This is a genomic window from Planococcus antarcticus DSM 14505 (assembly GCF_001687565.2).
GTDB classification, from domain to species: Bacteria; Bacillota; Bacilli; order Bacillales_A; family Planococcaceae; genus Planococcus; species Planococcus antarcticus.
The window spans coordinates 2,613,151-2,634,157 of sequence record NZ_CP016534.2 but is presented as its reverse complement, the minus strand read 5'-3'; the positions used below and the strand labels follow the sequence as shown (position 1 = coordinate 2,634,157).

General features: G+C 43.7%; 16 protein-coding genes. 14 read left to right on the top strand and 2 right to left on the bottom strand.

The window, feature by feature from the left end; all coding sequences use genetic code 11:
• Positions 1-136 precede the first annotated feature (136 nt).
• The 11 genes from secA (at position 137) to BBH88_RS13090 (ending at position 12,029) form a co-directional block, all read left to right on the top strand.
• Positions 137-2,653, top strand: a complete 2,517-nt coding sequence (gene secA / locus BBH88_RS13140; protein ID WP_065536711.1) for a preprotein translocase subunit SecA — start codon at positions 137-139, stop codon at positions 2,651-2,653.
• A 61-nt stretch (positions 2,654-2,714) separates the two neighbouring features.
• Positions 2,715-3,816 (top strand): peptide chain release factor 2 gene (gene prfB / locus BBH88_RS13135; protein ID WP_154669162.1). Its coding sequence is split into 2 segments (ribosomal slippage): positions 2,715-2,786 and positions 2,788-3,816, totalling 1,101 coding nucleotides; the frame shifts between segments, so codons are not numbered across the junction.
• A gap of 168 nt (positions 3,817-3,984) precedes the next feature.
• Positions 3,985-4,857, top strand: coding sequence for a YitT family protein (locus tag BBH88_RS13130; RefSeq protein ID WP_006829769.1), 873 nt, complete (start codon positions 3,985-3,987; stop codon positions 4,855-4,857).
• A 50-nt stretch (positions 4,858-4,907) separates the two neighbouring features.
• Positions 4,908-5,252, top strand: coding sequence for a cytochrome c551 (gene cccB / locus BBH88_RS13125; protein WP_065536712.1), 345 nt, complete (start codon positions 4,908-4,910; stop codon positions 5,250-5,252).
• A 265-nt stretch (positions 5,253-5,517) separates the two neighbouring features.
• Positions 5,518-6,204 carry a cell division ATP-binding protein FtsE gene (gene ftsE, locus BBH88_RS13120; protein ID WP_006829767.1) on the top strand — a complete coding sequence of 229 codons (687 nt, stop codon included), beginning with the start codon at positions 5,518-5,520 and terminating at the stop codon, positions 6,202-6,204.
• On the top strand, positions 6,194-7,078 hold the full coding sequence (gene ftsX, locus BBH88_RS13115; RefSeq protein WP_006829766.1) for a permease-like cell division protein FtsX: 885 nt from the start codon (positions 6,194-6,196) through the stop codon (positions 7,076-7,078). The genes ftsE and ftsX overlap by 11 nt, the downstream gene beginning before the upstream one ends.
• A gap of 112 nt (positions 7,079-7,190) precedes the next feature.
• Complete coding sequence (locus BBH88_RS13110; RefSeq protein WP_006829765.1) at positions 7,191-8,687, top strand: murein hydrolase activator EnvC family protein; 1,497 nt, start codon at positions 7,191-7,193, stop codon at positions 8,685-8,687.
• 133 nt (positions 8,688-8,820) lie between these two features.
• Entirely contained in the window at positions 8,821-9,399 is a 579-nt protein-coding gene (locus BBH88_RS13105) for a peroxiredoxin family protein (RefSeq protein ID WP_006829764.1), read from the top strand.
• Between the two features lie 11 nt (positions 9,400-9,410).
• Positions 9,411-10,517 carry a trans-sulfuration enzyme family protein gene (locus BBH88_RS13100; protein WP_006829763.1) on the top strand — a complete coding sequence of 369 codons (1,107 nt, stop codon included), beginning with the start codon at positions 9,411-9,413 and terminating at the stop codon, positions 10,515-10,517.
• A 90-nt stretch (positions 10,518-10,607) separates the two neighbouring features.
• Positions 10,608-11,759 (top strand): PDZ domain-containing protein, encoded by a 1,152-nt coding sequence (locus BBH88_RS13095; RefSeq protein WP_006829762.1) that lies wholly within the window; start codon positions 10,608-10,610, stop codon positions 11,757-11,759.
• A 12-nt stretch (positions 11,760-11,771) separates the two neighbouring features.
• Positions 11,772-12,029, top strand: a complete 258-nt coding sequence (locus BBH88_RS13090) for a CsbA family protein (protein ID WP_006829761.1) — start codon at positions 11,772-11,774, stop codon at positions 12,027-12,029.
• Positions 12,030-12,088: 59 nt separating this feature from the next.
• Here BBH88_RS13090 and BBH88_RS13085 read toward each other — a convergent pair whose 3' ends face one another.
• Positions 12,089-12,394 (bottom strand): AzlD domain-containing protein, encoded by a 306-nt coding sequence (locus BBH88_RS13085; RefSeq protein WP_006829760.1) that lies wholly within the window; start codon positions 12,392-12,394, stop codon positions 12,089-12,091.
• Entirely contained in the window at positions 12,391-13,086 is a 696-nt protein-coding gene (locus tag BBH88_RS13080; protein ID WP_006829759.1) for an AzlC family ABC transporter permease, read from the bottom strand. Before BBH88_RS13080 ends, BBH88_RS13085 begins: the two co-directional genes overlap by 4 nt.
• A gap of 157 nt (positions 13,087-13,243) precedes the next feature.
• Between BBH88_RS13080 and BBH88_RS13075 the strand changes: the two genes are divergently transcribed.
• From BBH88_RS13075 to addA, 3 genes are all read left to right on the top strand, one after another.
• On the top strand, positions 13,244-13,855 hold the full coding sequence (locus BBH88_RS13075) for a TVP38/TMEM64 family protein (RefSeq protein WP_006829758.1): 612 nt from the start codon (positions 13,244-13,246) through the stop codon (positions 13,853-13,855).
• 79 nt (positions 13,856-13,934) lie between these two features.
• Complete coding sequence (gene addB / locus BBH88_RS13070; RefSeq protein ID WP_006829757.1) at positions 13,935-17,411, top strand: helicase-exonuclease AddAB subunit AddB; 3,477 nt, start codon at positions 13,935-13,937, stop codon at positions 17,409-17,411.
• Positions 17,389-20,997, top strand: a complete 3,609-nt coding sequence (gene addA / locus BBH88_RS13065) for a helicase-exonuclease AddAB subunit AddA (protein ID WP_006829756.1) — start codon at positions 17,389-17,391, stop codon at positions 20,995-20,997. The genes addB and addA overlap by 23 nt, the downstream gene beginning before the upstream one ends.
• Positions 20,998-21,007: the final 10 nt, after the last annotated feature.

Genomic DNA, 21,007 nt, shown 5'->3' with positions numbered 1-21,007 from the left:
TTTTTAAAATTGACTGATGATGATTTGGATAAATATGTTCTTTAGGCGCCAGCGCTTAACAGGGCACTATAAAAGCTAAAGCGATCACCCGGCATGTTAGATGCCGGCGGACACTTACGCAGGGAGCGGTATAATTATGCTAGGAGTATTGAATAAAGTATTTGATCCGAATAAACGGGATTTAAAACGATTGGAAAAAGTAGCGGATCGAGTTGAAGCATTGGCTTCAGATTTTTCAGCTTTGACCGATGAAGCATTAAAAGCGAAGACAGAAGAATTTGTAGAGCGTCATGCTAAAGGTGAGTCCTTGAATGACTTGCTACCAGAAGCCTTCGCGACGACTCGTGAAGCATCGAAGCGCATCCTTGGACTATATCCATTCCGCGTGCAGATTATGGGTGCTGTTTCTCTTCATGAAGGGAATATTTCAGAAATGAAGACAGGTGAAGGTAAAACCTTAACCTCAACTCTATCTGTTTACTTGAATGCCATCAGTAAAAAAGGAGTTCACGTAGTAACGGTCAATGAATACTTGGCCAGCCGTGATGCTTTGGAAATGGGCGAGCTGTACGAATGGCTTGGATTGTCTGTCGGCTTAAACTTAAATAGTTTGACCAAAGATGAAAAGCGAGCAGCTTACTTGTCTGACGTAACGTATAGTACGAATAACGAACTGGGCTTTGATTACTTGCGGGATAATATGGTGCTTTATAAAGAAGATATGGTCCAACGTCCATTGAATTACGCCGTAATCGATGAAGTCGACTCTATTTTGATCGATGAAGCGCGGACGCCTCTGATTATTTCAGGACAGGCAGCCAAAGCGGCACAATTGTACCAACAGTCAAACGCGTTTGCGCGTTTGCTGACAAAAGATACGGATTACACCTATGACGAGACGACCAAAGGTGTTGTTTTGACAGAAGAAGGTATCGGAAAAGTTGAAAAAGCATTCGGTATCGACAATCTTTTTGATATTAGCCATGTTCGCCTGAATCACACAATCAATCAATCATTGAAGGCATATGTGACGATGCACAAAGATGTGGACTATATTGTCCAGGAAGAGGAAGTTGTCATTGTCGATCAGTTTACCGGTCGTTTAATGAAAGGCCGGCGTTATTCTGATGGTTTGCATCAGGCGATTGAGGCTAAAGAAGGCCTAGAAATCCAAAATGAATCGATGACGATGGCTACCATCACTTTCCAGAACTATTTCCGTATGTACGATAAATTGTCTGGTATGACCGGTACAGCGAAGACAGAAGAAGAAGAATTCCGCAATATCTACAATATGTACGTCATTGTAATTCCAACCAATCAACCAATTATCCGTGAAGATCACGTTGATTTGATTTATTCTACTACTGCGGGTAAATACAAAGCGGTAGGGGACGATATTGCAACTCGCCATGCCAAAGGTCAGCCGGTGCTTGTCGGAACAGTGGCCATTGAAACATCAGAAATCATTTCGGAGTATTTGACGAAAAAAGGCATTAAACATTCCGTATTGAACGCGAAAAATCATGAGCATGAAGCGGAAATTATTTTAAATGCTGGTCAAAAAGGTTCTGTAACGATTGCTACTAATATGGCGGGTCGAGGAACTGATATTAAACTCGGAGAAGGTGTTATTGAAGCGGGTGGACTTGCAGTTATCGGTACAGAACGTCACGAATCACGACGCATTGATAACCAGTTGCGTGGACGTTCAGGTCGTCAAGGTGACCCCGGTGTTACTCAATTTTACCTGTCTCTTGAAGATGATTTGATGCGCCGTTTCGGTTCAGACGCAATGCGTACGATGATGGGCAAATTAGGTATGGACGATTCCCAGCCATTGCAATCGAAAATGGTAACACGTTCTGTTGAGTCCGCGCAAAAACGAGTGGAAGGTAATAACTTCGACGCTCGAAAACGCCTGCTTCAATACGATGATGTTCTTCGTCAACAACGAGAAATCATCTACAAAGAGCGTATGGAAGTGTTGGAAACTGAAAATATGCGTGCACTGGTTGAAAATATGATCAATAGTTCAATTGAGCGTATGGTCTACACGCATACAGCAGAAGAAAAACAGGAAGACTGGCACTTGAAATCACTGAATGAATTGATTGCTGCAAATCTTCTTCCAGAAAACACAGTAACTGAAGCTGACCTTCAGGGTAAATCCCAAGAAGAGCTGATTGCTAACATTAAAGAAGCGGTTAGCATGCGTTACGATGAAAAAGAAATAGAAATGACGCCTGTACGTATGCGTGAATTTGAGAAGGTTGTCTTGCTCCGTTCAATCGATACAAAATGGATTGATCATATTGATGCAATGGATCAACTTCGTCAAGGGATTCACTTGCGTGCTTATGGACAGAACGATCCACTTCGTGAATACCAAAGTGAAGGCTTTGCGATGTTCGAAGCAATGGTCGAGGCTATTGAAGAAGATGTAGCGAAGTATTCGATGAAGGCTGAGATTCGCAACAATCTTGAGCGTGAAGAAGTTGCGAAAGGTCAAGCAGTCAATCCGAAAGAAGACGGACCGGCTCCAAAAAAGAAAAAGGCACCTGTCCGCAAAGAAATGGAAGTTGGGCGAAACGATCTTTGCCCGTGCGGCAGCGGCAAGAAGTATAAGAACTGTCATGGGACAGTTTCATAAGAGAGTGTGAAAAGACCGAAGAGCTTTTGCTCTTCGGTGTTATTTTGAGGAGGAACATACGATGGAATTAGCAGACATCCGTAACGAGCTCGACAAATCAGCCAGTAAATTGGCGGACTTTAGGGGGTCTCTTTGACTTAGAAAACAAAGAATCCCGCATACAAGAGTTAGATGAAATGATGCTCGATCCTGATTTTTGGAACAACCAGGAATCTGCGCAAACGGTCATTTCAGAATTGAATGGACTAAAAGAAATCGTCAATACCTATTACAGCTTCATGGAAACGCAGGAGAACATGGAAATGTCTTTAGAGCTGTTAAGAGAAGAAGACGATGATGATCTGCATGAAGATGTCAATAAGGATATGAAGCAATTTATCTCCGACCTGGCAGATTACGAATTGACTATGCTGCTCAGTGAGCCTTACGATAAAAACAATGCCATTTTGGAATTGCATCCGGGTGCAGGTGGAACAGAATCTCAGGATTGGTGCTCGATGCTGTTGCGTATGTATACGCGATGGGCAGAAAAACGGGGTTTTAAAGTTGAGACTTTGGATTATCTGGCTGGCGACGAGGCAGGCGTCAAATCCGTTACTCTTGGTATTCGGGGACACAATGCGTATGGCTACTTGAAAGCTGAAAAAGGTGTTCACCGTTTAGTTCGGATTTCACCTTTTGATTCATCTGGGCGCCGCCACACTTCATTTGTTTCTTGTGAAGTAATGCCGGAATTTACTGGTGAAATTGAAATCGATATCCGCACGGAAGATTTGAAAGTCGATACGTATCGGGCAAGTGGAGCCGGTGGACAACATATCAATACCACAGATTCTGCTGTTCGAATCACTCACCTTCCAACAGGCGCCGTCGTGACATGCCAGCAGGAACGTTCGCAAATCAAAAACCGTGAAAAAGCGATGCAGATGCTGAAAGCGAAATTGTATACATTAAAAGTTGAGGAAGAAGAAGCCCGTCTTCTAGAAATCCGTGGAGAACAAAAGGAAATTGGCTGGGGAAGTCAGATCCGTTCATATGTATTCCATCCGTATTCGATGGTCAAAGATCACCGAACCAACTACGAGACAGGCAATTTAGGAGCTGTCATGGATGGCGATATTGATGGATTTATCAATTCCTTATTGCGCTCCAAAATGGAATAGGAAAAGAGCAGAACGAAAGGTCCGAAGCATATCCGCTTTCGGACTTTTTTTATATTCTTCAGCTCTGTGAAGTCTTGCTTTACCCGGATGAAGTTCACAAAGCTGTAAGCGTTTGGTATACTCTGACAGGGTTTAATCGAACATAAAAGAGAAGAGGACGAAAAACAAATGACAAAAAAAAATCGACGTATTCGCAAAGATCCTCATCCCTTGCTGACTTTGTTCATAGACTATGCCAGCGTTATCATCGGATCAACGATTGTCGCTATCTCCTTCAACGTATTTTTATTGCCGAACGAAGTGGCTTCAGGTGGCGTGAGCGGCATTAGTACTATATTGAAGGGTTTGTTTGAATGGAAGCCGGCATTTGTTCAGTGGGCTTTTAATATCCCTTTGTTTGCTGCAGGATTAATTTTATTGGGGAGAAATTTTGGCATTAAAACCGCTGTAGGTACAGTGTTCCTGCCCCTTGTGGTGTTTTTGACAGAATCATGGGAGCCTTGGACGCAAGATCCTCTGCTGGGAGCTTTATTTGGCGGGATTATGGTAGGACTTGGACTTGGCATCGTTTTCCGGGGCAAGGCATCCACCGGGGGAACCGATCTGGCTGCACAGATTATCACAAAATATACCGGCTGGACTCTGGGTACCAGTGTGGCGATGATTGACGGCTTTATTGTTTTGGCTGCCGCATTGGTCTTTGATATTGAAAAAGGGCTATACGCATTGATCGGCTTGTATGTCACGACCAAAACCATTGATCTTGTCCAAGTGGGATTCGGCCAATCAAAACTGGTCTATATCATCACTACAAAGCAAATGGAAATCCGCGATGCTATCTACGAAGAAGTCGATCGCGGAGTAACGGAACTGACAGCGACAGGCGGCTATTCTGGAACTGAGAAGCCATTATTGATGGTAGTTATTCCTCAAACAGAATTTACAAGACTCAAACAATTGGTTAAATTTATCGATCCCTCAGCTTTTGTCATCGTCTCAGACGCTTCTGAAGTTTTAGGTGAAGGTTTCAAAAGACCGTAACTTTGGTATACTCTAATAGAAAGAAACAATTCATTAGAGGAGGTCACCAAATGAAAAAGCAATTGATGGCGATGCTGTTCGGTGCGACACTTTTATTGGGCGCATGCGGAGGCGGCGATGAAACAACAGAACCAGAAGAAGCGCCTGCTGATAATGGCGGGGAAGAAACAGCCTCAATTGATGCTGAGCAAGTGGTTCAACAAAATTGTATTTCATGCCACGGTGAGAACTTGGAAGGTGCAGGGAATTTTCCGGCCTTGAACGACGTAGGATCGCGTTTGTCCCAAGACGAAATTCGTTCGATCATCGAGAATGGGCAAGGCGCAATGCCAGCCAACATTATTGAAGGCGACGAAGCAGACGCAGTTGCGGAGTATTTGGCGAATATGAAATAAACTTGCTAAAAAGCAAGTTTATTTTTTTTGTTTATTAAAAATGCGTATAATACTTTTTTGTTGTATAAAGTTATAATATGGAAGTTAAATAATAGGTTAGTATCTGCTAATTTATTTTTTCTTATAGTTCAGATTATTCAGATTGTATTTTAAATGATACAGAAATGTAATAAAAATATATGTTTAAGGTGTTATAATGAGTTTGCTGCAAAATTCTATGGAAATAATTTGGCTTAAGCCAATTACTAATAGGTGGGTAATAAAAATGATACAAATGAAAAACGTCTACAAAAAATATCCCAACGGAATTGTCGCTTTGAACGGCTTGAATGTTGAAATCGAACAAGGTGAATTCGTTTATATCGTGGGTCCAAGTGGTGCAGGAAAATCAACATTCATTAAAATGATGTATCGCGAAGAACGACCATCTTCTGGTCAAATGTTCGTCGATGATATTGATATAGCAACATTAAAACGCAGAAAAGTGCCAATGCTGCGCCGTCAGATCGGTGTCGTGTTCCAGGACTTCAAATTGCTGACAAAGTTGAGTGTCTATGAAAACGTAGCATTTGCGCTCGAAGTCATTGAAGAAAAGCCTGAAGACATCAGAAAGCGGGTTATGGAAGTATTGGATCTAGTCGGGTTAAAGCACAAAGCTAAAATGTTTCCAACAGAACTATCCGGTGGAGAACAACAGCGTGTGTCCATCGCAAGGTCTATCGTCAACATGCCAAAAGTGATGATCGCGGATGAGCCAACAGGAAATTTGGACCCTGAAACGGCCTGGGATATCATGAATCTGTTTGAACGCATCAACAAAGCAGGGACCACCGTTATCATGGCAACTCATAATCAACAAATCGTCAATACGCGGAGACATCGCGTAATCGCAATAGAAGGCGGATTAATTGTCCGCGATGTAGCTGGAGGTGACTACGGCTATGAAGGCTAGAACAATGGTGCGCCATTTTAAGGAAAGTTTTAAAAGCCTGGGACGCAATAGCTGGATGACATTTGCATCTGTAAGTGCTGTAACAGTAACGTTATTGTTGGTCGGTGTATTCGTTTTAATCATGATGAACCTGAACAAAGTAGCTGATGATCTCGAAAATGACGTCGAAATGAAAGTTTTTATTTCATTGGATGCTACAGAAGAGACAGTGCAAAGCCTAGAATCGCAAATTAGTGAAATACCAGGTGTCGAATCGACCGATTTCTCAACCAAAGAAGAAGAGTTGACGGATTTAGTTCTTGATTTCGGTGATGAGTTAAGCTTATTCGAGCAAAACAATCCATTATTCGATGTTTTTTATGTAAAAGCAGTAGATCCTCAGCAAACTGAAAAAGTAGCTACAGGTATTGCAGCTTTAGAGAATATAGAAAGAGTTGAATACGGCAAAGACAAAATACAGAAACTTTTTGATTTCTTGAATGCCGGAAGAAATGTCGGATTGATTTTAATCCTGGCATTGTTGTTTACCGCCATGTTCTTGATTTCAAACACGATTCGCATTACGATCGTCGCTAGACGTCGAGAAATTGAGATCATGAAATTAGTCGGTGCCACTAACTGGTTTGTCCGCATTCCATTTATCTTGGAAGGCATGTGGCTTGGAATATTGGGATCCATAGTACCGATTGGCCTGGTAGCGTTGCTTTACAACGAGGTAACTAAACTTGTACAGCCTCGTTTAAGTGGAGAACTGTTTCAGTTGCTGGAATTCACTCCGTTTATCTACCAGGTAAGTGCCTTAATTTTATTAATGGGCGTATTTATTGGCATTTGGGGAAGCTTTATGTCGATTAGAAAATTTTTACGGGTTTAAGATAGTGTTAGTAACGGTCTGAATCTACTAGAGAGACTCCAGGCAGTTTGGGTAAAATAGAGAAAACTTAGAGAGATAGAAAAGAACGTAAAGCCGAAAGGGGAACGCGAACTTGAACTCGAAGTCGAAATGGTTGTTGACTGGTGTTTCATCTGTATTGGCGCTTACCTTGTTGATTCCAACAGTTAACGCAGATACTTTAAGTGAATTGCAGCAAGAGCAGCAAAAAATGGAAGAAAAACAAAATGAGTTAAATTCAGGTATTACTGTGAAATCCACTGAAATAAACCAAAACCAATCCACACTGGAAAGTATTATGGCTGAAATCCAGGATCTGGAGAACAAAATACAAGAAACTCAGTCAAAAATTAGCGGAGTTCAAGGTGAAATCGATCAGACTATCATCGAAATTGATGAACTGAAGAAATCTATTGTAGAATTGGAAAGAAAGATCGCTGAACGTACAGAGTTGCTTCAAGAACGTGCACGTGCCATTCAGCTGAGCGGAGGCTCGGTTGATTACATAGATGTATTGTTGGGCGCCAATAGCTTTGTAGATTTCATTGACCGTTTTTCAGCAGTGAACACATTAATCGATGCAGATCGTGAAATCATGAGCGAACAAGCGGAAGATAAAAAGCTGTTAGGCGAACAGCAAGCTCAAGTTGAAACAAAGCTTGCTGAACAGGAAGAACGCCGCGCAGAACTTGTCGGCCTTAGAGAATCATTGGACGGACAGAAAGCCGTGCAGGCGGGTCTTGTTAAGGATTTGAAAGCTGAGCAAGAACGCTTGGCAAAAGAAAAAACCACACTTGTTCAACAGCGTGACGAAACGATTGATGTGAGTGCGGAATTGGAGACGAAAATTGTCAACGAACAAGCCCGTCTCGCAGAGCTGGCTAGAAAAGCTGAAGAAGAACGCTTGCGCAAACTAGCGGCAGAACGCGCAGCAGCAGAAAAAGCAGCAGCAGAAAAAGCAGTGGCAGAAAAAGCAACAGCAGAAAAAGCAACGGCAGAACGTCTAGCGGCAGAACGAGCAGCAGAGCAGGCAACAGCAGAAAAAGTAGCGGCAGAAAATGCAGCCTCACAAAAAGCTGCAAGTAAGCCTGAAGCCTCAAGTGCTCCTGCTTCACCGAGCGCACCAAGTACTCCAACACCAGCATACAGCGCGCCTGAACCAGCAGTTTCTGTTAATACAAGTTCTGGATTTATCCGTCCAACTGCTGGGCGCTTTACTTCTAAATTCGGGTGGCGTGATATCGGTTCTGGACCAGAGTTCCACCAGGGCGTAGATATTGCCAACAGCAAAGGCACGGCTATTATCGCTGCGGCAAACGGATTCGTGTCCTATGCCGGTTCAATGGGTGGATACGGCAACGTAGTTATCATCACCCATTCGATTAATGGGCAAACGCATGCGACAGTTTACGCGCATCTAAATTCAATTGGCGTTTCAGTAGGCCAACAAGTATCGCAAGGGCAGAATGTAGGCGGAATGGGGAATACCGGACGTTCATTCGGCGATCACCTGCACTTCGAAATCCATGTTGGACCTTGGAACGGCGGCCGGACAAACGCAGTCAATCCAGCAAGCTATATTTCATTATAAGTTCAAGACAGCCGGCATCTTAATGTCGGCTGTTTTTTTAGATCCTAGTTATTCTGTCACATTTTCAAAGAAACTTAGTGGAATAACCGGTCTCATTTATCGTATGATGAAAGTTGAATGGAGTGAATAACAGATGCCTAAAAAAATAATCGGCTTATTGGTACTGGCCACTATGGTAGTACTCGTTATAATCGGGGCTGTTAAAAACAACATGGCGGAGTCCGAAGCGCTTGATAATATGGCAATCGGCAGTAATGTAGATTTTTTGCCAACGGACGAGGGCTTGGCTAAAGGAGAAAAAGCTCCAGATTTTCAGTTGACCGCATTAGATGGTCAAGAGGTCACATTATCGGATTATCAAGGACAGAAAGTGTTATTGAACTTCTGGGCGACTTGGTGTCCTCCGTGCAGAGCGGAAATGCCGCACATGCAAACTTATTTTGATGAGCATGCTGAAGATGAAAATGTAGTCATTTTGTCGGTCAATTTAACGACAGAAGACAAAGGGTTGGAAGAAATCGAAGAGTTTGTCGAAGAATTTGGACTAGAGTTCGCCATTCCGATGGACGAAAAAGGCGATGTTGGTGCCACTTACCAAGCGGTATCTATTCCGACATCTTATATGATTGATACTGAAGGGCGTATTCAGAACAAAGTTGTGGGTCCAATGGATTTACCAATGATGGAGCAATTAGTGGAAGCAATGGAATAGGAGATGGAAAAATGACATCAATCGAAACAAAATCAGTGCATACCGCTACAATGAAGGAACGGACGATTCAATCGAAAGTCATGCCGCTTTATCAAACTTCGGCGTTTTCTTTTTCATCTTTGGAAGAGCTTGAAGGTTATTACGAGGGCAATGGTACTTATTTGTATTCACGGACAGCCAATCCGAACACTGATGCACTTGGTCAGACCGTAGCTGATTTAGAACAAGCACCTAAAGGAGTTTCGGCGTCTTCTGGAACTTCAGCGATTCTAGCTGGAATCCTATCTGTAGTAAAATCCGGCGATCATGTTCTAGCCGCTCAGGATGTTTACGGCGGAACGTTTCATTTGCTAAAGGAAGAATTGGTGCTGATGGGAATCCAAGTTCATTTTGCAGATTTTTCAGATCGTAGTGAAATCGAACAAATTTTAATTGATTTCCCTGAAGTCAAATTGCTATTTAGTGAATCAATCACTAATCCATTTTTGCGCTTAGAAGATATGGAAGTTTTATGCCAATTGAAAGACCATTACGGAGTGCGTGTCATGATCGATAACACCTTTGCTACACCTTACACAATGTCTCCTTACTTGCTTGGGGCAGATTTAGTAGCACACAGTGCGACAAAGTATCTAGGAGGTCACAGTGACGTTACATCTGGCGTTTTAGTTGGAGATGCAGACTTGATTGGTATTGCTGAAAAGCGTGTGGTCAATTTAGGGTTGAATTTAAGCCCATTTGAAGCATGGCTGACGATTCGCGGGATTAAAACCTTAGCGCTACGAATGAAAACACAAACAGCAAACGCTGTGGCAATTGCTGCTTTTTTAGAAGATAAAGCACGCGTCTGGTATCCAGGAGTTGGAGCAATCGTATCGTTTGAATTGCCGGAAACAGTTGATGTGTCGAAGTTTTTTTCATCACTTGGCTGGATCAAAATTGTCCCAACATTAGCTGGTGTGGAAACGACTGTATCGTATCCATATGGAACGTCGCATAGAGCACTTTCGACAGAAGAAAAAGAGAAAGTCGGCGTGACACGCCAAGTAATTCGACTGTCTGCTGGAATTGAAGGCATTGAAGATATTTTGGAACAATTGGGTACCGCATTTGGTTAACTGAAAAAGAAGTGTAGAAAGCCGGCTATTTTTGGTACAATGAGAGATAGCGTTTATTGTCGGTGATAGGATGGTGTAAGTATAGTGATAATGGATTTAATGTTAGCGATTGGTGGATTTTTTATAAATCCGGTTTTATACATAGCATTGCTCGCTGCAGTGCTGTTGGGATATTATCGTGTAAAGAAAGAACGTAAAATTTTTAGGATTCGGATTGTCTACGGATTGACCGAATTTAAACGGCTGATAAAGGATGGCTGGTTGTATGCCCTCATCTTTTCTGTGTTGTTTGCAGGAATTGGCTTGGTTGTGCCAATCGGATGGCTGATTGCTTTAAGTATCGTTTCTATTCTATTGATGGTAACGACTTTTTATCAGGCAGGCTCGTTCATTTATTTGGCTGCAGCGGCAGTTGGGCTAAGTTGGTTATTTGATGCTAACGAATGGTCCTTAAATTTTGGGTTATTCCGATTCGAAGGAACAGAGTTTAACTATCAGTGGTTGATTCCTGTAGCACTTATTACAGGAGCATTGGTATTTACTGAGGGTAAAATGATTGATAAAGCGGCAGCAGAAGCGGCTTCTCCAAGGTTGCATAAATCAGGACGGGGACTTAAGGCCGCAGCTTATATTTCGAAACGTTTATGGCTGCTGCCGATTCTTTTGGTGGTGCCGGGTGAATTGATCGATTCGTATGCGCCATACTGGCCTCAGTTGCCGATTGGGGAAACCAGCTTTTCGCTGATTCTGTTCCCGTTCATCTTTGGCTTCAAGGGACGTTCTCAACGGACATTGCCGGTTTACCTTTATCCTGTGGTTAGTAAAGCTGTCTCCACTTTGGGAATCATTATCGTTGTGCCAGGTTTAGCTGCGTTATTGTGGCAGCCGTTAGCATTTGTCGCACTGGCCGTCGGAGTGATTGGGCGCATAGCCATCTCGGTCCATTTCGCACTGAAAGAGCGCAGCGGTAACTATGCGGTCACACCTCAGTCTCAAGGGGTTATGATTGTTGATGTGTTGCCGGGTTCTCCAGCTGACAAAATGGGCTTATTGCGCGGAGAAGTCATCCGTAAAGTAAACGGCATTGCGATTGCAAACGAGTCGGAGTTGTATGAAGCAATTCAAGTTAATGCTGCACACTGTCGTTTGGAAGTGCTGGACCATAACCTTGAAGTGCGTTTGCGCCAGCATGTTATTTTCCGTCACGATCATCATCGATTGGGATTATTAGTAGTCAATTAAGGAGATAACTAAATGGAATCAATGGTAACGAAATTTTTCCTGTCACTGCTAGTACCGGGATTGCTCGTCATCTTATTTACGAGAGTCACGTTTAACCACATTGTTGCATTGATTTTGACTGTGGCACTTATAGCGGCCGCTGTTTATGCGGGTTATACCCAAACTTGGCTGCTGTTCATCGCAAATGCGGCTTCTCTTACTGCCGGGTTCTGGTATTCCACAAGGATGTTCAATCGCAGAAAAAAAGCCGAAGCTCATGAAAATGAGTAACGGCTTTTTTTGTGTTTTATAAAGTTTATGTTTGCTGTAACACTTGCTACCTGCATTTTTTAGATGAACAGGCTATAAACCGCAAGCACTGCGATAGAACCGAGAACGACAATCATGACATTTGCGCCTGCACTAGCGATACCGAATGCTGCAATGGCACCAATGACACCGAACCAGATATTTTCTTGGATAAAAAAGATAGCTGGAAAAATTAGCGCTCCTAAGACGGCGTAGGGAATATTCCGCAAAACACCTTGCACTGCTTCAGGCAACTCGCGACCTTCCAGGAAAGTCAGCGGGATGGCACGAGGGATATAGGTCACTACAGCCATGCCAAGTATCATCCACCAATACCAAGAATTCATACGGCTTTCACACCTTTCCGGGAAATCCATTCAATGAAGATAGCGGATACCAAAGTTGAAACCATGATGGCCCAGCCAGTCGATAGCCATTCTGTAAAATAAAAAAAAGAATTGAGCAGACCCGCTATGAGCGCCAGACTGGCTACTTTTCGATTGCCGCGCATCGATGGCACCAACAATCCGACAAACATAGCATAAAGTGCAATCGTCATGGAAGCCTGGAGAAATTGAGGCAGATTGGCGCCAATCAAATGACCGACTGCTGTAAAAATGACCCAACTGCCATAGGCGATGACGATAACACCAGCCGCAAAAGCAGTAGATAATTTATTGCCTTTTTGTGTAGCTAACACTGAAAAAGTTTCATCTGTGATTCCAAAAGCGTAAAGTGCTTTTTTCCAGCGATCATCTGTTTGCATCTTTTCATTGAGTGAAGCCGTCATAAGAAAATGGCGGATATTGACGATAAAGGTGTTCAAAACAATTAAGACTGGAGCGACTCCAGCTGTGATGAGCGATAGTGAAATATACTGTGCTGCACCCGCAAAAACAAAAATACTCATCGCCGTCGCTTCTAGTAAGGAAAGCCCGGTGGTTTTTGCCAGCAAACCAAAGGTCAATGCGATTGGGAAATAACCAATCGCGATGCTAGTCCCAGCCCTTAATCCGGCAAAAAACTCACGTCCGTTCATTTTTCTCGCTCCCTATGTATAAGTATTTCCTTTTCCAAACTCTTTAAAAGAGTGTAAAGTAATTACAATAGCATATCACAAAAACTTTTTGGTTTGGACTAATATTTTGAAAAATTAAACAGATTAAAGGACTGAGCTTATGTCAGAGTTTTTTTCTATGGAGAACATTGTTGAATTGACCCAGTCCTACCGGGCTTTTGGTCCGTTAATTGGTTTCTTGTTGCCATTTGTCGAAGCATTCTTGCCGTTTTTGCCGCTATTTGTTTTCGTCTTTGCTAATGCCACAGCTTATGGATTATGGTTCGGGTTCTTATTATCCTGGGGTGGGTCAGTAATCGGCGCTTATGCTGTGTTCTTATTGGTGCGTAAATATGGCCGTGCACGTTTCATGAATTTTATGACTCGTCACGAGAAAGTACAAAAGCTCATCCATTGGGTAGAACGCAACGGCTTTGGTCCACTGTTTCTTTTGCTTTGTTTGCCTTTTACTCCATCTGCACTCGTTAACCTTGTAGCTGGCTTATCAAATATTCGCAAACATTATTACTTGTTGACGGTTATGGCAGGTAAATTTGTCATGGTATTGACCATCTCTTATGTGGGATATGACCTGCGTGCACTTTTTACGCAGCCAATCAGGACAGCAATTGTATTATTGGTAATCATTTTGCTGTATGTAGTCGGCAAAATTCTTGAAAAGCGATTGCATAAAAAAGTAGAAGCGGATTTCCGCTTGGCAAAAGAAGAACGCAAAAAACAGAAGCTGTAAAAGATGTTTTCAAAGTAGCAATCAAAGTAAGAAAAAAGTATAATTAGAACAAACGTTCTTATTCAGAGGAGTGATATATGTGTCTTTACGCATTGTATACGGCAGAGCAGGAGCGGGAAAAACTCGTTTTGTTCAGGAGGAAATTGTTGATGAGTTAAAGCGGCAGGCAGATGGAAATCCGGTCTTCCTTATCGTGCCGGACCAAATGTCATTTTCCACCGAATACAGCCTTGCTACCGCATATGGTATGAATGGCATGATTCGGGCACAAGCTGTCACCTTTAAGCGGCTGGCCTGGCGGGTGTTGCAGGAAGTAGGAGGCATCAGTAGGAAAGAAGTGGATACCTTCGGTTATCGCATGCTGATCCGCAGTTTGCTGGAGGAACATCGTGATGACTTTCAATTATTTCGCAGAGTGGCCGGAAAGCGGGGCTTTACCGATCAAATTGAACAATTGGTAAAGGAATTTGCCCGCTATTGTGTGAACTGCGAAGAATTGAGTTCGATCCGCTCTTCATTATTGGAAGCGGGTGCACCAAAAACCCTGCTCGATAAGGCTGAGGATCTGGAATTGATCCTGACAGAAATCGAAAGCCGTCTGGGTAAAGTGTTTGTAGATTCTGAAGGCCATTTGGCACTGCTAAGTGAGAAAATTTCTTACTCCGATTTAATCAAATCGGCGACCATCTACATCGATGGATTTGTAACATTTACAGCGAGAGAGTATGAAATTCTCTTTGAATTGATGAAGTATGCCAAATCGGTGACCATTGCCTTACCAATGGACGAACGCACAGATCCGAATGACGAGCAGGCTTTGTTTTACCAGTCTGCCAATACGGCTCGCCGCCTAAGCGAACAAGCAGCCAAAGAGGGTATCGAGATTGACAATCCGGTGCACCTTGATTTGTCGCGTCGATTTGTACAGCCGGAACTAGAGCATATCGAACGGCATTTTGATAATTACCCAACCCAAAAAATTCAAGGTCAAGGCCATGTTTCGCTCATCGAATCTTCGAACAGAAGAGCTGAAATGCATGCTGTGGCTCGGAATATCAGGGATCAAGTGAGAAATGGATTTCGCTACAACGAAATTGCGATTTTGTACCGTCAGCCTGAAATTTATGATGAGTTGATCAATACCATTTTTCCGCAATATGAAATTCCGTATTTCATCAGCCAGAAAAAATCGATGCTGCACCATCCTTTAATTGAATTTAGCCGCTCGGTTCTTGAAGCCGCTGTCTCCAATTATTCTTATGAGTCAGTGTTTCGGGCCGTTAAAACGGATTTGTTTTTTCCGGTAGGACCGGTTTCCAAATGGCGTGAACGCAGCGATGTACTAGAGAACTTCGTCATTGCTAATGGCATATATGGGGAACGCTGGTTTGAGGAAAAACGCTGGTTTTATAAGAAATACCGCGGCCTCGAGTTCCATACATCCATACAAACAGACGAAGAATTGGTAGCTCAGATGGAGCTTCACGCTGTCCGTGATTTAATTAGAGAACCTCTAGCTCAATTAAAAGAACACCTGAAAAGCAGCAAAACCGGAAGAGACGTCGCGGAAGCTTTGTTCTTGTTTGTTGAAAAATTGAATGTTTACGCGAAAATCCAGGCATTGAGAGAACGTGAAGAAAAAGAGCATCGCCTATTGGCGGCTACTGAACATGAACAGGCTTGGAACCAATGGGTCGGTGTGTTAGATCAGTTTGTGCTAATGTTTGGAGACAAAGAGATCAATTTGGCGACAGCTGTCAAAATATTAGACGAAGGATTTGAAACTCTTGAATTTTCTCGCATCCCTCCGTCCCTAGATCAAGTAACGGTGTCCAAAATCGATTTGGCGCGTTTAATGGATATTAAATCTGTATTCGTTATCGGAGCCAATGATGGCGTACTGCCCAAACGCATTGAACAAGAAGGACTTCTGACCGATACGGACCGTGACTGGTTTGCACAGATCGGCTTTGAACTCGCTCCGACTTCAAAAATGCGCTTAATGGACGAAACTTATATGGTCTACCGTGCATTTACATCAGCCTCGGAACTGCTGACTGTATCGTTTCCGATTGCAGATGAAGAAGGAAAAGCGCTGCTGCCTTCTCTCTACATCCAAAAACTAAAAGATATGCTGTCAATCGATACAGTTCCTGCAGTTATCGACCCCGAAGAGCTGCTGGACAGCTCACCATTGGCTTATATTTCACATCCACGGTCGACCTTGGCTTATTTGACCTCACAGATTCGCAACGGGGAATTGACAGCCGAATGGCGTGCCGTTTTGAATTATTACCGCGAAGATCCATTTTGGTCTTCTGTCATTGAGCGGATTTTAGCGCCGATCAAACGAAATACAGCGGATTCACTGCGTCAAGATATTGCCGATCCCCTGTATGGCACGCCAATCTCCTCCAGTGTATCAAGGGTTGAAACTTATTACGGCTGTCCTTTTGCGCATTATGTCGCCTATGGTCTACGGCTTGAAGAACGCAGCCAATATAAATTGGCTGCGCCAGCAATGGGTGACTTATTTCATGCCGCAATTAAATGGATTTCAGATGAAGTTTTACGGCTTGGAGTTTCGTGGTCTTCTCTGACTAGACAGCAATGCCAGAATTTGGCTAAAGAAGCAATCGAGCAGTTGTCGCCTTATTTCGTCAATCACATTCTGATCAGTTCACATCGTTATCGCTATATCCAGCATAAATTAGAGGGCATCATCCGCCAGACAGCATTCATGCTCAGTAAGCACGCCAAAGTTTCCGGATTTGTGCCAGTCGCTTTGGAAGTCGGATTCGGCCCTCAAGAAACGATTCCGCCGCTCGACATTCCATTGAATAACGGACGTAAAATGAATGTCCGTGGTCGGATCGACCGGATCGATTCGACTGAAATTCATGGCAAACCGTATTTGCGCATTGTCGACTACAAATCATCCAAGCAAGGGCTTGACCTCAGCAATGTCTATCACGGGTTGTCTTTGCAAACATTCACATATCTGGATGTAGCATTGACCCATTCTGACCGTTGGTTTGGAGAGGAAGCGGAACCAGCTGGCGTACTTTACTTCCACATGCACAATCCCATACTGAAGCTGACCAAGTTGATGACAGCCGAAGAGCTGGAAGAGGAAATGGCTAAATCATTTAAAATGAATGGCTTGGTTGTTGAAGATCCCGAGGTGATCCAGGCAATGGATGATGGAATTGAGGGTTATTCTAATGTCATACCGGTAAGACTCAATAAAAGTGGCTCAGTGTCTGTATCCCAGTCAAAAACGGTAGTCAAAGAGGACATGCAGACCATACGCCGGTTTGTCCGCGGCAAGCATCAGCGTGCTGGCAATGGCATATTGGAAGGAAATACGAGCATAACGCCATATAAATTGAAGGAAGACACCCCTTGTCAATTTTGTTCTTACCGCTCCGTTTGCCAGTTTGATCCGACAGATCCGGAACAAAGCTACCGCAAACTTCCGGCTTTATCGGTGGATAAGGCAGTAGAATTGATCAGAAAGGAGACCGCCGAAGATGATACCAAAAAAACCGATTGATGCCACATGGACCGATGAACAATGGCAGGCGATTTGGGCAAAAGGCCAGGATATGCTCGTGTCAGCTGCAGCCGGTTCAGGAAAAACAGCTGTCCTGATCAATCGGATGATTGAAAAGGTGCTGGCTGAAGAAAATTCCATTTCAGTGGACGAGCTGTTGGTCGTTACTTTCACCAATGCCTCAGCTGCTGAAATGCGACATCGCATGTCGAATGCATTGGAAAAAGCAGTGGCAGAAAATCCTCAATCAAACCATCTGAAAAAACAATTACGGTTGATTAATAAAGCTCAAATCTCTACGCTGCATTCTTTTTGCCTGCAGGTGGTAAAACAATATGCCTATTTGCTCGAGATTGACCCAGGTTTCCGAATTGCGGGAGAAACAGAAGCAGCCTTGCTAAGGGATGATGTGCTTGAAGCGGTTCTTGAAAATGCCTATGAGGGAGAAGACGCGGATGCGGTATATCGGCTGGCGGACAGCTTCACTTCTGACCGCAGCGACCAAGCGATGGAAGTACTGCTGAGTAAACTCTATGATTATTCGCGTGTGCACCCTGACCCAGAAAGATGGCTGCAGCAAGTGCCGAACTTATACGACGTGTCAGAATCTGCCACCATCGACGAACTGCCGTTTATCGGTGACCTCAAACTAACGATACGACATGCTTTAGAGGAAGCGTTGCAGCTGGCGCAGGAAGGCCTTCAATTGGCCCTGCAGCCGGAAGGTCCTTCCTTATTGGAAGTGACTTTCCGAACAGATGCAGAAGTAATCAAAACTGCCATTTCTTCATTGGAAACATCCTGGGACAGCCTTTACGCTTTTTCCCAGTCGTTCAAGTGGGAAAAGGCGGCCAGCATCCGGAAGGACTCGTGCGATCCGGCAATTGCAGAAGAATCGAAGGCTATGCGCAATGAAGTGAAGAAAATCGTCAGTGGCCTGTTTGACGCCTATTTTACGCGGTCGCCAAAGCGGCTTCTTGACGAAATGCGCGAAATGGCACCGTTGATGAAGACCTTAGTAGAGCTGACGCAGGTTTTTGCTGATCAATACAAAGCGTTGAAAATCGACCGAGCATTGGTTGATTTCTCTGATCTTGAGCATTATGCGCTGGAGATTTTATCAGACGGTGGCGAATCTTCCGCCATAGCAAAAGAATACCAGAATCGTTTTAAAGAAGTCCTCGTGGATGAATACCAGGACACCAACTTATTGCAGGAAACTATTTTGAAACTAGTAAAGTCCGGAGATGAACACGATGGTAATCTGTTCATGGTAGGAGACGTTAAGCAATCGATTTATCGCTTCCGGCTCGCTGAACCGATGTTGTTTTTAGGGAAATATTCTCGTTTTCGTCATGACGCGAAAAATTCAGGACTGCGCATCGATTTGAATGCGAATTTCAGAAGCCGCAAAGAAATACTGGATGGCACCAATTATATTTTTTCTCAGATTATGGGAGAGCGGGTCGGAGAAATCGATTATGATGAAGCCGCTGCATTAAAAGCGAAAGCCCCTTATCCAGAGCAGCAGGTTCCAATTGAATTGGCCTTGATTCACGAGCCGGAAACTGAAGAGGAAGCAGTGGATGAGGACCTGGCTAAATCCCAGTGGGAAGCACGCTTTATCGCAAAGAAAATAAAAGAAATGATAGATCAGGAAATGCTTGTAAATGATCCCTGGACACAGCAGCAACGGAAACTGGAATACCGTGACATTGTTGTCTTGATGCGCTCCATGACATGGTCGGGAGATTTTGTGGACGAGTTCAAAATGGCTGGTGTTCCTTTATATGCAGAATTGACCGGCGGCTATTTTGATGCACTTGAAGTGATGATTATGCTCAATACGCTGCGTGTCATCGATAATCCATATCAAGACATTCCACTTGCTTCTGTTTTGCGTGCGCCGTTTATCGGCTTGAAAGAAAATGAATTGGCCGAGATTCGCTTAGCAGCGCCACAAGGCTCGTATTACGAAGCAGTGAAAATTTTTATGCGCACCGGTACAGGAATCGATTCTGCAGCGGCTGAAAAGCTTCAGCGTTTTGTGCTGCAGTTGAAAGGCTGGAGAAATCTGGCGCGCCGTGGCTCCCTAGCAGAGTTGATCTGGCAGGTCTATATGGACACAAATTATTACGAGATGGCAGGTGCCATGACTAATGGCAAGCAGCGGCAAGCAAATTTGCACGCTTTACATGACCGTGCCTTGGAGTATGAAAAAACTTCTTTCCGCGGATTGTTTCGCTTTTTACGTTTTATTGATCGAATGCGTGAACGGGGTGATGATTTAGGAACAGCTAAATCACTCAGTGAAAAAGAAAATGTCGTTCGGCTCATGACTGTCCACAAGTCAAAAGGACTTGAGTTTCCAGTGGTCTTTTTTGCAGGTACTGGCCGATTCTTTAATGAAATGGATTTCCGGAAATCTTACTTGTTCGATCAGGACTATGGATTGGCGGTCAAGGCGATCAATCCAGATACCAGAATTGAATACACATCTTTACCTTTCCTAGCGGTCAAAGAAATGAAGCAGCTCCAGATGAAAGCGGAAGAGATGCGGGTGTTGTATGTAGCGATGACACGGGCAAAAGAACGACTGTATTTGACGGCTTCTGTAAAAGACATCGATCAACTCTTGGGGAAATGGAGAGTTGGCACCGAAGATGTCCGGCTACCAGATTTCATGCGTTCACGTGCAAAAGGCTATTTGGATTGGATTGGACCGGCCATTGCCAGACATCCTGACGCTGCGGAACAATTGAATGTTAACAGCCATATTCTCAGTCATACATCTCGCTTCCATATTGAAATCATTGAATCCCAAACTTTACTTCCTGGAATTGTGAATCTGGATGAGTTGCTAAAAGGCGGTAATTCGAATTCAGATTACCAACAGCTTGTCAACGAGCGCTTTAATTACCGCTATCCGCATCAGCAAGCAGTTGAGAAGCGCTCCAAACAGTCGGTGACTGAAATGAAAAGGCTGCAAATGCTGCAGCGTTTGAATGAACCTGAATCCTTCATTCAAACGGCAAAACCTGAAAGATCGATGCTGCTGCACCGACCGAATTTCATGATGGACAAACGATTGTCAGCTGCTGATGTCGGTACAGCAGTCCATGCGGTCATGCAGCACATTCCACTGGATCGTACGATGGATTCCGCAGAGATAAAAGAATTCATCGAAACGCTAGTAGGGATGGAAATCTTATCGCCTGATGAAGGAAAAGCGGTGAAGGTTGAAGAGATTGAACGCTTTTATGCCAGCGAAACCGCATCCCGTCTCCGTTCGGCGAAAAATATCAAACGGGAGGTTCCTTTCACATATGCGAAAGCCGATGCGGACGGAGATCATCAGATTATCCAGGGAATCGTCGATTGCCTGTTTGAGGAACCGGATGGCTGGGTGCTGCTCGATTACAAGACTGATCGAGTGACACATATCAGCGATGTTACTATGGAAATGAACGAACGATATGCTGTCCAGTTAACTGTCTATCAGGAAGCTGTTGAAGCGGTTCTTCGCATCCCAATCAAAGAGCGACTGCTATACTTATTTGCGGCAAGCCAAGAAGTGAACATTTAGGGGGATTATT

What these genes read in the sequence shown, in the direction of transcription:
- secA (WP_065536711.1), top strand. Translation starts at nt 137, where the DNA reads ATGCTAGGAGTATTGAATAAAGTATTTGATCCGAATAAACGGGATTTA.
- BBH88_RS13130 (WP_006829769.1), top strand. Translation starts at nt 3,985, where the DNA reads ATGACAAAAAAAAATCGACGTATTCGCAAAGATCCTCATCCCTTGCTG.
- cccB (WP_065536712.1), top strand. Translation starts at nt 4,908, where the DNA reads ATGAAAAAGCAATTGATGGCGATGCTGTTCGGTGCGACACTTTTATTG.
- ftsE (WP_006829767.1), top strand. Translation starts at nt 5,518, where the DNA reads ATGATACAAATGAAAAACGTCTACAAAAAATATCCCAACGGAATTGTC.
- ftsX (WP_006829766.1), top strand. Translation starts at nt 6,194, where the DNA reads ATGAAGGCTAGAACAATGGTGCGCCATTTTAAGGAAAGTTTTAAAAGC.
- BBH88_RS13105 (WP_006829764.1), top strand. Translation starts at nt 8,821, where the DNA reads ATGCCTAAAAAAATAATCGGCTTATTGGTACTGGCCACTATGGTAGTA.
- BBH88_RS13100 (WP_006829763.1), top strand. Translation starts at nt 9,411, where the DNA reads ATGACATCAATCGAAACAAAATCAGTGCATACCGCTACAATGAAGGAA.
- BBH88_RS13095 (WP_006829762.1), top strand. Translation starts at nt 10,608, where the DNA reads ATGGATTTAATGTTAGCGATTGGTGGATTTTTTATAAATCCGGTTTTA.
- BBH88_RS13090 (WP_006829761.1), top strand. Translation starts at nt 11,772, where the DNA reads ATGGAATCAATGGTAACGAAATTTTTCCTGTCACTGCTAGTACCGGGA.
- BBH88_RS13085 (WP_006829760.1), bottom strand. Translation starts at nt 12,394, where the DNA reads ATGAATTCTTGGTATTGGTGGATGATACTTGGCATGGCTGTAGTGACC.
- BBH88_RS13080 (WP_006829759.1), bottom strand. Translation starts at nt 13,086, where the DNA reads ATGAACGGACGTGAGTTTTTTGCCGGATTAAGGGCTGGGACTAGCATC.
- BBH88_RS13075 (WP_006829758.1), top strand. Translation starts at nt 13,244, where the DNA reads ATGGAGAACATTGTTGAATTGACCCAGTCCTACCGGGCTTTTGGTCCG.
- addA (WP_006829756.1), top strand. Translation starts at nt 17,389, where the DNA reads ATGATACCAAAAAAACCGATTGATGCCACATGGACCGATGAACAATGG.